Origin of the sequence: Pseudomonas sp. NPDC087814, from assembly GCF_044742865.1 — a bacterium.
GTDB lineage: Bacteria > Pseudomonadota > Gammaproteobacteria > Pseudomonadales > Pseudomonadaceae > Aquipseudomonas.
Genome location: NZ_JBIUVK010000008.1, coordinates 21117 through 32376, shown reverse-complemented (window position 1 = coordinate 32376; position 11260 = coordinate 21117). Strand labels below are relative to the sequence as shown.

Below are 11260 nucleotides of genomic sequence, written 5' to 3'. Positions count from 1 at the left end.
CGCAGGCTTTGGAGCGTGGGTAACCCGGCAGGACGCCGGGTTAGCCGTCCTGGGCCAAGGATGGCCCATGACGGCGGCCCACGGTCCAAAGCCGGAGTGAGGGCACACCGAGCCTAAGCGAGGTGCCGAGTGGTGGGGCAAGAGCGTTTTGCTTACTTTTGCGCTGTTCAAAAGTGAGCCGCTGTAAGAGCGGAACCAATAGTGGCCGTTACCTAAATAACGGATATGTACCCCGCCCCAAGCCCCCTCCACAATCAACAGCCTTTAAAAACCCCAGGCCGCTTCTCGACCATCGCCCGTACACCTTCCTTGGCATCCTCACTATTCAGCAGTTTCTCCACCAAAACGGGCAACCCGGCCGCCGCCGCGGTCTCCCCCTCGATCCGTGCCTGACGCGCCGACATCAGCGTGGCCTGCACCCCCAGCGGCGCCTGCTGGGCAATGCGGTTTGCCAGCGCCACCGCCCGGGGTAACAAATCCTCGCTGGCCATTACCTCCTGCACCAACCCCAACCGCAGCGCTTCATGGGCATCAAACTCATCCCCCGTGAGCAACCAACGCATGGCATTCCCCCACCCCGCGATCTGATGAAAGCGCAACGTCGCGCCCCCAAAAGGAAAAATCCCGCGCTGCACTTCCATCTGCGCAAACCGGGTATTGCTGGCACACAGATTGATATCCGCCGCCAACATCAACTCGATACCAATGGTCAGGCAGTACCCCTGAGCCGCAACAATCACCGGCTTACTGACCCGGGGCCCCGCGAAAACGCCCCACGGATCACAACCACCCAACGGCGGTTGCCAGCCTTGTGCCATCGTGGGCCCCACATTGGCCAGGTCCAATCCGGCGGTAAAGTGATCGCCATGCCCGAAGACAATGGCCACCCGCGCTTCCTCATTGCGATCAAATTCGCCATACGCCAGGCTCAAATCATTGAGCAATTCCAGGTCGAACGCATTGCGCTTGGCCACGCGATCCAGCCCCAGCAACAGGATATGACCCTGCTGTTCACGGCTGACGCGGCTGTTGGTGGCTTGGTTCATGGGGTGTGCCCTCGGGCGCAAAGGGAGGTTTCGGACCGAAGGGCCCGCTGTTAAGGGTGAACCGTTTAAGCGTCATGACCAACAGGGCCGGGCCTTTGAAAAATAGACCCTGCTGCCTGGATGCGCAAAGCCTTTGATGCAGAGGCGTTTACCTGCGGTTTGCGATAAAAAAAGCTCCCTTTTTCAGCGATTTCCGGTATAGTGCGCGCCGGCCTTTAACCGGGCCGCGTTTAGGTAGCGCAATTCCCCGAAGTCAGCTTCGGCTGCACGTCCGCTGCGCGGACTATCCTTGACGATCCATTCATCCAATCGTTTTCGCAAATCCCCGCCGACAAAGCAGCCAGGGCGACTCTTGAGTCTCAACACGGCATGCGCAGCTTTGGAGCATGGGTCTTTGCGGATGCACTTAGAGGCAGACCCATGACCCAGGAAACCGGCGGCTTCGCCGCTTTTAATCTTAACCCGAACATTCTTGCTGCCGTCATCGCGACTGGCTACGAAGAACCTTCGGCTATTCAGCAGCAATCGATCCCGATCATCATGGCCGGCCAAGACATGATTGGCCAAGCGCAAACCGGTACCGGTAAAACCGCCGCGTTCGCCCTGCCAATCCTGCACTGCATCGATCCTGCCAAGCGCGAGCCGCAAGCCCTGATCCTGGCGCCAACCCGTGAGTTGGCGCTGCAAGTAGCAACCGCTTTCGAAACCTACGCCAAGCAAATGCCGGGCGTTACCGTTGTGGCCGTTTACGGCGGCGCGCCTATGGGCCCACAACTGAAAGCAATCCGTAACGGCGCACAGATCGTTGTCGCCACTCCGGGTCGTCTGTGCGACCACCTGCGTCGCGACGAAAAAGTGCTGTCGACCGTGAACCACCTGGTTCTGGACGAAGCTGACGAAATGCTCAAGCTGGGCTTCATGGACGACCTGGAAGTCATCTTCAAGGCACTGCCAGCAACCCGTCAGACCGTACTGTTCTCGGCTACCCTGCCACAGTCGATCCGTGCCATTGCCGAACGCCATCTGCGCGATCCGCAACACGTGAAGATCCAGACCAAGACTCAGACCGTTACCGCGATCGAACAGGCTCACCTGTTGGTTCACGCTGACCAGAAGACCTCGGCTGTATTGAGCCTGCTGGAAGTCGAAGACTTCGACGCCCTGATCATGTTCGTGCGCACCAAGCAAGCGACCCTGGACCTGGCCAGCGCCCTGGAAGCCAAAGGCTACAAAGCCGCTGCGCTGAACGGTGACATTGCTCAGAACCAGCGTGAGCGCGTGATCGACTCCCTCAAGGATGGCCGTCTGGACATCGTTGTGGCGACCGACGTTGCTGCCCGTGGCCTCGACGTTCCACGTATCACCCACGTGTTCAACGTTGACATGCCTTACGATCCAGAGTCCTACGTTCACCGTATCGGCCGTACCGGCCGTGCTGGTCGCGAAGGTCGTGCATTGTTGCTGGTGACTCCACGTGAGCGCCGCATGCTGCAAGTGATCGAGCGTGTAACCGGTCAGAAAGTTGCCGAAGTCCGCCTGCCGGATGCCCAGGCCGTTCTCGATGCGCGCATCAAGAAACTGACCAACAGCCTGTCGCCACTGGTGGCTGATGCTGAATCGACCCACGGCGACCTGCTGGACCGCCTGACTGCCGATATCGGTTGCACCCCGCGTGCCCTGGCTGCAGCCCTGCTGCGCAAGGCTACCAACGGTCAGGCCCTGACCCTGGCTGCCATCGAGAAAGAACGTCCACTGGTGCCGAACAACGCTCCGCGCGGTGATCGTCCAGAGCGTACTGGCGACCGTCCGGACCGTGGTGATCGTGAGCGTCGTGCTCCGGTTCCATTGGCTGAAGGCCGTGCTCGCTGCCGTACCGCGCTGGGCGCGCGTGATGGCATCGCTGCCAAGAACCTGCTGGGCGCTATCCTCAACGAGGGTGGCCTGGCACGTGAAGCGATCGGTCGCATCCAGGTGCGTGACAGCTTCTCCCTGGTGGAGCTGCCGGAAGATGGTCTGGAGAAACTCCTGACCAAGCTGAAGGACACCCGCGTTGCCGGTAAGCAGTTGAAGCTGCGTCGCTACCGCGAAGATTGATCCGCCCCCGGGCTGATTGATCGAACATAAAAAATCCCCGACTGGTTCGGGGATTTTTTTTGCCTGCAATCAGGCGAAACGGTAGATGTCCATGCCCAGCGCGCCCATGGTGAAGCCTTGGTGGGCTGCGCTGAATTCACCGCCGGCGCCCCGGGCGAAATACAGCGGCAGCAAATGCTCGTCGCTGGGGTGGCTGCGCACGGCATGAGGTGCCTGGCGACGATAGTCGTGCAGCGCGGCTTCATCGTTGGCTGCCAGTTTGCTGACCATCCAATCGCGAAAATCCCGCGCCCAGGGCTCGATGCTCTCCGGCCCGGCATGCCAGTCCAGTTCGCCGAGGTTGTGGGTAATGCTGCCGGAGCCGATCAGCAGCACGCCCTGTTCCCGCAGGCTCGCCAGTGCGTGGCCGACACGGGTTTGCAGGGCAGGGCCCATGCGGCTTGGCAGCGATACCTGCACCACCGGGATATCGGCCGCCGGGTACATCAGCGACAGGGGCACCCAGGTGCCGTGGTCGAAGGGGCGCTGATCATCAATGCGCGCTTCCAGGCCGTCAGCCTTGAGGAGCTGCACGATTAGGGCGGCCAACTGCGGGTCACCGGGGGCCGGGTACTGCACCGCGAACAGTTCCCGTGGGAAGCCGCCGAAGTCGTGCCAGGTCTCTGGTGCGGCGCTGCCAGTCACGAGCAGCCCCTGGCTTTCCCAGTGCGCCGAGACCACCACAATGGCCTTGGGGCGTGGCAGCTCGGCCGCCAGGCGCTTGAGTGCCGGGCCACTGGCACCGGGTTGCAGGGCAAGCATGGGCGAACCGTGGGAGATAAACAGGCTGGGCAGCATGAGTAGGGTCCTGAGGGTTAAGATGGGACCATCTTCAATCAGATCATTGATCTAAATCTAATATAAGTTTTAGCGCTATTTGATCAAGTTTTAGGGTGAATCATGGAACCTGGATTTTGGCATGAGCGTTGGGCGCGCAATCAGACGGGTTTCCACTTGCCCGAGGTGAATCCTTACCTGCTGCGCCACTGGCCCGGCCTGGGCGTGGCGAACGGGGCGCAGGTGCTGGTGCCGTTGTGCGGCAAGAGCCTGGACCTGGTGTGGTTGGCGAGCATCGGGCATCGGGTGATCGGGGTCGAGTTGTCGGAAAAGGCCGTTGAAGAGTTTTTCAGCGAGCAGGAGCTGATGCCGCAGGTCAGCCAGCGCGGCGCTTTCAAAGTTTTCCAGGCGGGTTCCATCGAGCTGTGGTGCGGGGATTTCTTCGCCCTGGATGCCGGGGCCGTGGTTGGTTGCACAGCGCTTTACGACCGGGCGGCGCTGATTGCCCTGCCACCGTTGATGCGCGAGCAGTATGCGGCGCACTTGAATGGGATTCTGGCGGGAGGCAGTCGTGGCCTGTTGATCACCCTCGATTATGAACAGTCGCAAAAGGCCGGCCCGCCGTTCGCGGTGAGCGATGAGGAAGTGCAATTGCTCCTGGGCGGCCGGTGGAGCCTGGATGTGCTGCAGGAGCAGGACATCCTGGGGGACAGCTGGAAGTTTGTTAAGGATGGCGTCACGCGCCTGGACGAGCGGGTGTACCGGTTGGCCAGGCGCTGAAGAGCGCCCACAAAAAAGGGGCGATTGAATCGCCCCTTCTTCTTGTCGCTATCAGCCGCGACGACGCAGTGCGTCAATTCGCTCTTCCAGTGGCGGGTGGCTCATGAACAGGCGAGCCATGCCCTGCTTGATGCCACCGTTAATGCCAAAGGCGGTCAGGGTGTTCGGCATGTGCACCGGCAAGCCCTGTTCGGAGCGCAGGTGCTGCAGGGCGCTGATCATCGCGCCGGTACCGGCCAGGCGTGCGCCGGCTTCGTCTGCGCGGAATTCCCGTTTGCGCGAGAACCACATCACGATCGAGCTGGCGAGGAAGCCCAGTACCAGTTCGGCGAAGATGGTCGCCACGTAGTAGGCCATGCCCTGGCCCTGTTCGTTCTTGAAGATCACCTTGTCGACGAAGTTGCCGATGATCCGCGCGAAGAACATCACGAAGGTGTTCACCACGCCCTGGACCAGCGCCAGGGTGACCATGTCACCGTTGGCCACGTGGCCGATCTCGTGGGCCAGCACCGCCTTGATTTCGTCGGGCGAGAACCGCTCCAGCAAGCCCTGGCTGACGGCCACAAGGGCGTCGTTCTTGTTCCAGCCGGTAGCAAAGGCGTTCGCTTCATAGGCCGGGAAGATCCCGACTTCAGGCATCTTGATCCCGGCTTCGCGGGACAGTTGCTCGACGGTCTGCAGCAGCCATTGCTCATGACGGGTGCGTGGCTGGGTAATGATCTGGGTGCTGGTGCTCATCTTCGCCATCCACTTGGAGATGAACAGCGAGAAAATCGACCCGGCAAAACCAAAGACCGCACAGAAGATCAGCAGCTGATTGAGGTTCAGATCAACCCCGTTGGCCGCCATGATCCCATTGAAGCCGAAAAGGCTCAGCGTGATGCTGGCAATCAGCACGACCGCCAGGTTAGTGGCCAAGAACAGCAGAATGCGCATCATGGTTGTAGAATTCTCCTCATGCTTAATATGTCGCGTACTGCGGGGTATATAAGGTGCGGCATGGGGCTATTCAACCGGGGGACTATTTCAAACTGTGTCCTACAGCCCGAATGTAGAGCCTTGAAGGGAATTTCCGAGGCCTGGTGTGGCTCGGCAGCCTCGCCCCATTACCTTGCAGCCCTGTAATTATAGGGTGATGCCCGAGCAAGGGTGGAGCCGGCAGGTGTAAAAGGCGATACCGCCCGCGCAGGGCAGAGAAGTGTTGCCAGATAATCGCTGTACGACCACGGGGGGGCCGTACAGCGCAATGCCCATTACTGGCGATAGGACTTCAGGAAGTTGCCGATGCGACCGATGGCCATCTCCAGGTCATCCACCCGCGGCAGGGTGACCACCCGGAAGTGATCCGGCCACGGCCAGTTGAACGCCGTACCCTGGACCACCAGCAGCTTTTCCGACAGCAGCAGGTCGAGCACGAACTTCTCGTCGTTGAGGATCGGGCACACTTTCGGGTCGATCCGCGGGAACGCATACAGCGCCCCCATCGGCTTGACGCAACTGACGCCGGGAATCGCGTTCAGCAGTTCCCAGGTGCGGTTGCGCTGCTCCAGCAGGCGGCCTTGTGGCAGCACCAGGTCGTTGATGCTCTGGTAGCCGCCCAGTGCGGTCTGGATGGCGTGCTGGCTCGGCACGTTGGCACACAGGCGCATGTTGGCCAGCATGTCGATGCCCTCGATATAGCTCTGGGCATTGTGCTTGGGGCCGGAAATGGCGATCCAGCCGGAACGGAAGCCCGCCACCCGGTAGGATTTAGACAGCCCGTTGAAGGTCAGGCACAACAGGTCCGGCGCCAGGGAGGCGGTGCAGATGTGCACGGCGTCGTCGTAGAGGATCTTGTCGTAGATCTCATCGGAAAACACCACCAGGTTGTGCTGGCGCGCGAGTTCGAGCATGCCCAGCAACACTTCCCTGGAGTAGACGGCGCCGGTGGGGTTGTTCGGGTTGATGATCACCAGGGCCTTGGTGTTCGGGGTGATCTTGGCCTTGATGTCGGCCAGGTCCGGGAACCAGTCGGCGCCTTCGTCACACAGGTAATGCACCGGATGGCCACCGGCCAGGGTTACGGCGGCGGTCCACAGCGGGTAGTCGGGAGCCGGAACCAGCACTTCGTCGCCGTTGTTGAGCAGGGCCTGCATGGACATGACGATCAGCTCGGACACGCCGTTGCCCAGGTAGATGTCTTCGATGCCGACACCTTCAACCTGCTTCTGCTGGTAGTACTGCATGACGGCCTTGCGCGCGCTGAACAGGCCTTTGGAGTCGCTGTAGCCTTGTGCGGTAGGCAGGTTGCGGATCACGTCCTGGAGGATTTCGTCCGGCGCTTCGAAACCAAAGGGTGCCGGGTTGCCAATGTTCAGCTTGAGGATGCGATGGCCTTCCTCTTCCAGGCGTTTGGCGTGCTTGAGCACCGGGCCGCGAATGTCGTAGCAGACGTTGGCGAGCTTGTTCGATTTGCTGACCTGCATGGCGATGTGATCCTGAAAATGAACGATCCAGACGGTGTGAAGACTACCGTGCTGAGAATCCTGCGTTGGCCTGACCCATAAATACGTTTGAATGCCGGTAACGCGGGTGCCAGACTGGCGCTTTGAAGAGGCGCAATCATACGTGCCGCCTGATCCATGGAAAAGACACAGATCAGGCTTTTTCAGTTGCCGAGGTGTACCGATGGAAAAGTTGCAGAAAAGCGTTGAAGAATGGAAAGCCATGCTCGACCCGGAGCAGTACAACGTGTGCCGCCTCAAAGGCACCGAGCGACCGTTCAGCGGCAAGTACAACGGCACCAAGACCGACGGCGTCTACCACTGCATCTGCTGCAATGAGCCGCTGTTCGATTCCAGGGCCAAGTTTGACTCCGGCTGCGGCTGGCCCAGCTTCTACGAGCCGATCGCCGAGCAGGCCATGGTCGAGATCCGGGACGTCAGCCACGGCATGATCCGCACCGAAGTCACCTGCGCCAAGTGCGATGCGCACCTGGGCCACGTGTTCCCGGACGGACCGCCACCGACCGGTTTGCGTTACTGCATCAACTCGGTGTGCCTGGACCTGGTACCGCGCTAAGCCGTCTGGCTCCTGCGGGCTTCGTGCCCGCAGGGGCCGTTATATCAAGGCATAAGTCCCGCCAATTAAATTGCACACAATTGAATTGCCTACTATCGTTCAGTCCTTCTTATCTCTGTAGAGGCACTGCCATGAGCGACAACCTGCTGAGCATCCCTTGCACCACCATCAAGGGTGAGCAAAAGACCTTGGCCGATTTCGCCGGCAAGGCGATTCTGGTGGTCAACACTGCCAGCAAGTGCGGCTTCACCCCGCAATACAAGGGGCTTGAGGAGCTCTGGCAGCATTACAAGGACCAGGGACTGGTGGTATTGGGCTTTCCCTGCAACCAGTTCGGCAAGCAGGAGCCGGGCAACGAAGGCGCCATTTCGGAGTTTTGCGAGCTGAACTTTGGTGTCAGTTTCCCGCTGTTCAAGAAGATTGACGTCAACGGCAGCGATGCCCACCCATTGTTCGTACAGCTTAAAAAGCAGGCCCCGGGATTGCTGGGCTCCAAGGGCATCAAGTGGAACTTCACCAAGTTCCTGATCGGTCGCGACGGCCAGGTGGTCAAGCGCTTCGCCCCGACCACCAAGCCCCAGGACCTGACCCAAGAGATCGAAGCCCTGCTCAAATGACCGACCTGTCCCTGGCCCTCGACGACCAACTGTGCTTCAAGCTCTACGCCGCCTCCCGCGCAGTCACCCGGGCCTACAAGCCGATGCTCGATCAGTTGGGCCTGACCTATCCGCAATACCTGGTGATGCTGGTGCTGTGGGAATGGCAGGCTGCAGCGGTGTCGCAGCCTACGGTCAAGGCCCTGGGCGAGCGCCTGCTGCTGGATTCCGGCACGCTGACGCCACTGCTCAAGCGCCTGGAGCAGCTTACCCTGGTGCGGCGTCAGCGCAGTGCGCTGGATGAGCGTGAAGTGCACCTGAGCCTGACCGATGAAGGCCGGCACCTGCGCGACCGGGTGCAGCCGCTGAAGGCCCGCCTGTTGTGTGACAGCGGCGTTGATCTGAACCAGGCCGATGCCTTGCGTGACGGTCTGGATCAGCTGTTGCGCCAGATCAAAGACTTGTCGTAGTCGGCACCCACAGATCGAGCAAGGCCTTGAGTTCTTCCCGGCGAAACGGCTTGGCCAGGTAATCGTTCATGCCCGCAGCCCGGCAGCGCTCGCGTTCCTCGGACATGGCGTTGGCCGTCAAGGCGACGATCGGCAAGTCCGGCCAGCGCCCGCTGCGGCGGATCTGCCGACTGGCCTCATAGCCATCCATCACCGGCATATTGCAGTCCATCAACACCATGTCGAAGCCTTGCTCTTCCAGCAGCTTGAGGGCTTCACCACCGTGGGCGGCGACGATTACCTCGCACCCGAGCTTGCCGAGCATGCCCTTGGCCACCAGTTGATTGACCGGGTTGTCCTCCACCAGCAGGATGCGCGCCCGGTGGGCGAGGGGGCCGGTTTCCAGCTGGATCAGGTCCAGGACCAGGTCCGGATCGGTGCGCAAGTTGCGTTGCAGGACCTGGTACAGCGCGGTGCGGCTCAGGGGGCGGGCCTGTTGCTGCAAGGGGGCCAGGGCCGCGACTTCTTCGCTGGGCATGAAGTTGCCGTAGGCGGTTACCACCAGGATCGGGGCGGTGATCATCGGGCGCAGGCGGAACAGGCATTCGGGGCAGTCGGTGATCAGCAGGTCGGGATTCTGCCCGCTCAAGTCATCGTCGATGGAATAACAGCGCGGAGCCAGGCCCCAACTCGGCAGCAGGCTGGTGAGGAGTTCTGCCAGCCCGCTGCTGGTGCTGGTGATGGCGATTACATCTCCAGCCAAAGGCGCCAGGCGCACCGCCGGCAAGTGGGTCGGCAAGGGCAGGTCGGCACAGAACTGGCTGCCAAAGCCAGCTTCCGAGCTGATGCTCAGGCGGCCCTTCATGGCTTCGCACAGGTTGTGGGTCAGCGCCAGGCCCAGGCCTGTCCCGCCGAACTGGCGGGTGATGCCCGCACCGGCTTGGGTGAACGGCTGGAAAATCTTGACCTGGGCATCCTGGGCGATCCCGATACCGGTGTCGCACACCTCGATCCTGACCCGGCCGGCCTGGGCACTGAGGCGTACATCCACCCGGCCGAAACGCGTGAACTTCAGGGCGTTGGACAGCAAATTGCTGACAATCTGCCGTACCCGCGTCGGGTCGCCCAGCACCTGGGCGGGAAACTGCGGGTCGATCAGGCACGTCAGCTCCACGCTGGGCGCGGCGTTTTGCGAGAGCAGGTTGGCGGTGTCTTCCACCAGTGAACCGAGGTCGAACGGGATGCTTTCCAGTTCCAGTTGGCCGGCGTCGAACTTCGACAGGTCGAGGATATCGTTGAGTAGCTCCACCAGTACTTTGCCGGAGTCATGGGCGATCGACAGTTGCTGGCGTTGCTCGGCGTTCAGCGGGCTGTCGAGGGAGAGGGCGATCATCCCCAGCAGGCCGTTCAGCGGTGTACGGATTTCATGGCTCATGTTGGCCAGGAACGCCGCCCGTGCCTGGGCCATGCCCAGGGCCGTCATCTTCGCCGCTTCCAGCTCGTCGTTCGAGAGCGTCAGCCGATGATTGATCGCCTTGAGCTCGGTGGTGCGTGCGGAGACGATGTCTTCCAGTTGGCCGAGGTATTCGGTCAGGCGATTTTCAGCATGCCGGCGTTGCTGGATTTCAGTCTCCATGTTTTCAAACTGTTGGTTGGCGACGTTGACCAGTACACCGATCTCGTCGTGCTCGTGCCCCGGCGGGCAGTCCAGGCGCTCGTGCTTGCGTGAGCTCAGCTCGCGGATAATGCGCACCAGCGGCTTGGTCAGCATCACGTAGAAAAGCGCCAACAGAATGCCGGTGAGGATCAGGCTGCGGGCGAAGCCGTTGAGCAGGGTGATCTCGGCGCGGTGCAGGAAGCGGCTGCCGAACGCGTAGGTGTCTACGTCAAGACGCAGTACACCGAGGGAATCGTTGGGCATGTGGGCGAGGTAGAGCCGATCTTCGAATTGGCGGTTGGCGCCAAACAGGAAGTCGCTGATGGGCCGGTAGGTGCTTTCCTTGCGCGGGCGATGGACATCGGCCAGCACCAAACCGTTGTTGTCGACCAGTTGTGCATGGGTGATGGCGGGGGAGTGCAGCAGGCCCAGCGTCAGTTCCTGGGCCAGCTCGGCGTCGATGTTGTAGGCGATGCGCGAAGCCGGGTTATGGCTGATTTCAATCAGCGCACGTATTTCCCGGTTGATGGAAGCGTCTTCGCTGGCATAATCAATCCCAATCTGTATCAGGCTGAGCAAGGTTCCCAAGACGAATCCGACCAGCACTGTCAGTCTGGCTTGTTTATAAGACAAGCGGTGGGCGAACTTGATATCCATCGGGTGCTGTACCACTTTACGTTTCCTTTCGCCCGGCAAGCATAGCTGAACATCCACAGGCTCAAACTTGCCCGGCATGAATCGATTTTATTCGGTGCAGCCCTG

Annotated in this window: 10 protein-coding genes; 5 read left to right on the top strand and 5 right to left on the bottom strand. The window is 60.9% G+C overall.

Translation table 11 applies throughout. The features are described 5' to 3' along the window. Positions 1–254 precede the first annotated feature (254 nt). Positions 255–1046 carry a crotonase/enoyl-CoA hydratase family protein gene (locus ACIOMR_RS09095; protein ID WP_177020704.1) on the bottom strand — a complete coding sequence of 264 codons (792 nt, stop codon included), beginning with the start codon at positions 1044–1046 and terminating at the stop codon, positions 255–257. A gap of 420 nt (positions 1047–1466) precedes the next feature. On the opposite strand from ACIOMR_RS09095, the gene ACIOMR_RS09090 reads away from it, so the two are divergent. Further along, positions 1467–3140 carry a DEAD/DEAH box helicase gene (locus ACIOMR_RS09090; RefSeq protein WP_003209050.1) on the top strand — a complete coding sequence of 558 codons (1674 nt, stop codon included), beginning with the start codon at positions 1467–1469 and terminating at the stop codon, positions 3138–3140. Positions 3141–3209: 69 nt separating this feature from the next. Here ACIOMR_RS09090 and ACIOMR_RS09085 read toward each other — a convergent pair whose 3' ends face one another. Then, positions 3210–3977 (bottom strand): DODA-type extradiol aromatic ring-opening family dioxygenase, encoded by a 768-nt coding sequence (locus tag ACIOMR_RS09085; RefSeq protein ID WP_401193581.1) that lies wholly within the window; start codon positions 3975–3977, stop codon positions 3210–3212. Positions 3978–4079: 102 nt separating this feature from the next. Here ACIOMR_RS09085 and ACIOMR_RS09080 point away from each other — a divergent pair, with 102 nt between their 5' ends. Continuing rightward, complete coding sequence (locus ACIOMR_RS09080; protein ID WP_177040539.1) at positions 4080–4736, top strand: thiopurine S-methyltransferase; 657 nt, start codon at positions 4080–4082, stop codon at positions 4734–4736. 51 nt (positions 4737–4787) lie between these two features. On the opposite strand, the gene htpX is transcribed toward ACIOMR_RS09080, so the two are convergent. Together htpX and ACIOMR_RS09070 are read right to left on the bottom strand one after the other, a co-directional pair. Next, positions 4788–5675: a protease HtpX gene (gene htpX, locus ACIOMR_RS09075; protein WP_003209055.1), complete on the bottom strand. Its 888-nt coding sequence runs from the start codon at positions 5673–5675 to the stop codon at positions 4788–4790. Between the two features lie 314 nt (positions 5676–5989). After that, positions 5990–7201 (bottom strand): pyridoxal phosphate-dependent aminotransferase, encoded by a 1212-nt coding sequence (locus ACIOMR_RS09070; RefSeq protein WP_003209058.1) that lies wholly within the window; start codon positions 7199–7201, stop codon positions 5990–5992. A 202-nt stretch (positions 7202–7403) separates the two neighbouring features. Here ACIOMR_RS09070 and msrB point away from each other — a divergent pair, with 202 nt between their 5' ends. The 3 genes from msrB to ACIOMR_RS09055 all read left to right on the top strand — a co-directional run bounded on the left by msrB (position 7404) and on the right by ACIOMR_RS09055 (position 8862). Further along, positions 7404–7796 carry a peptide-methionine (R)-S-oxide reductase MsrB gene (msrB, locus tag ACIOMR_RS09065; RefSeq protein ID WP_401193576.1) on the top strand — a complete coding sequence of 131 codons (393 nt, stop codon included), beginning with the start codon at positions 7404–7406 and terminating at the stop codon, positions 7794–7796. Positions 7797–7927: 131 nt separating this feature from the next. Then, positions 7928–8413, top strand: coding sequence for a glutathione peroxidase (locus ACIOMR_RS09060; protein WP_003209061.1), 486 nt, complete (start codon positions 7928–7930; stop codon positions 8411–8413). Next, positions 8410–8862, top strand: a complete 453-nt coding sequence (locus tag ACIOMR_RS09055) for a MarR family winged helix-turn-helix transcriptional regulator (protein ID WP_087694772.1) — start codon at positions 8410–8412, stop codon at positions 8860–8862. Before ACIOMR_RS09060 ends, ACIOMR_RS09055 begins: the two co-directional genes overlap by 4 nt. Here ACIOMR_RS09055 and ACIOMR_RS09050 read toward each other — a convergent pair. Beyond that, positions 8846–11155: a response regulator gene (locus ACIOMR_RS09050; protein ID WP_177009500.1), complete on the bottom strand. Its 2310-nt coding sequence runs from the start codon at positions 11153–11155 to the stop codon at positions 8846–8848. The genes ACIOMR_RS09055 and ACIOMR_RS09050 overlap by 17 nt on opposite strands. Positions 11156–11260: the final 105 nt, after the last annotated feature.

Excerpts from the sequence above, each read along its gene's own strand:
- ACIOMR_RS09080 (WP_177040539.1), top strand. The coding sequence starts at position 4,080 with ATGGAACCTGGATTTTGGCATGAGCGTTGGGCGCGCAATCAGACGGGT.
- ACIOMR_RS09070 (WP_003209058.1), bottom strand. The coding sequence starts at position 7,201 with ATGCAGGTCAGCAAATCGAACAAGCTCGCCAACGTCTGCTACGACATT.
- htpX (WP_003209055.1), bottom strand. The coding sequence starts at position 5,675 with ATGATGCGCATTCTGCTGTTCTTGGCCACTAACCTGGCGGTCGTGCTG.
- ACIOMR_RS09050 (WP_177009500.1), bottom strand. The coding sequence starts at position 11,155 with ATGGATATCAAGTTCGCCCACCGCTTGTCTTATAAACAAGCCAGACTG.
- msrB (WP_401193576.1), top strand. The coding sequence starts at position 7,404 with ATGGAAAAGTTGCAGAAAAGCGTTGAAGAATGGAAAGCCATGCTCGAC.
- ACIOMR_RS09055 (WP_087694772.1), top strand. The coding sequence starts at position 8,410 with ATGACCGACCTGTCCCTGGCCCTCGACGACCAACTGTGCTTCAAGCTC.
- ACIOMR_RS09085 (WP_401193581.1), bottom strand. The coding sequence starts at position 3,977 with ATGCTGCCCAGCCTGTTTATCTCCCACGGTTCGCCCATGCTTGCCCTG.
- ACIOMR_RS09095 (WP_177020704.1), bottom strand. The coding sequence starts at position 1,046 with ATGAACCAAGCCACCAACAGCCGCGTCAGCCGTGAACAGCAGGGTCAT.
- ACIOMR_RS09090 (WP_003209050.1), top strand. The coding sequence starts at position 1,467 with ATGACCCAGGAAACCGGCGGCTTCGCCGCTTTTAATCTTAACCCGAAC.
- ACIOMR_RS09060 (WP_003209061.1), top strand. The coding sequence starts at position 7,928 with ATGAGCGACAACCTGCTGAGCATCCCTTGCACCACCATCAAGGGTGAG.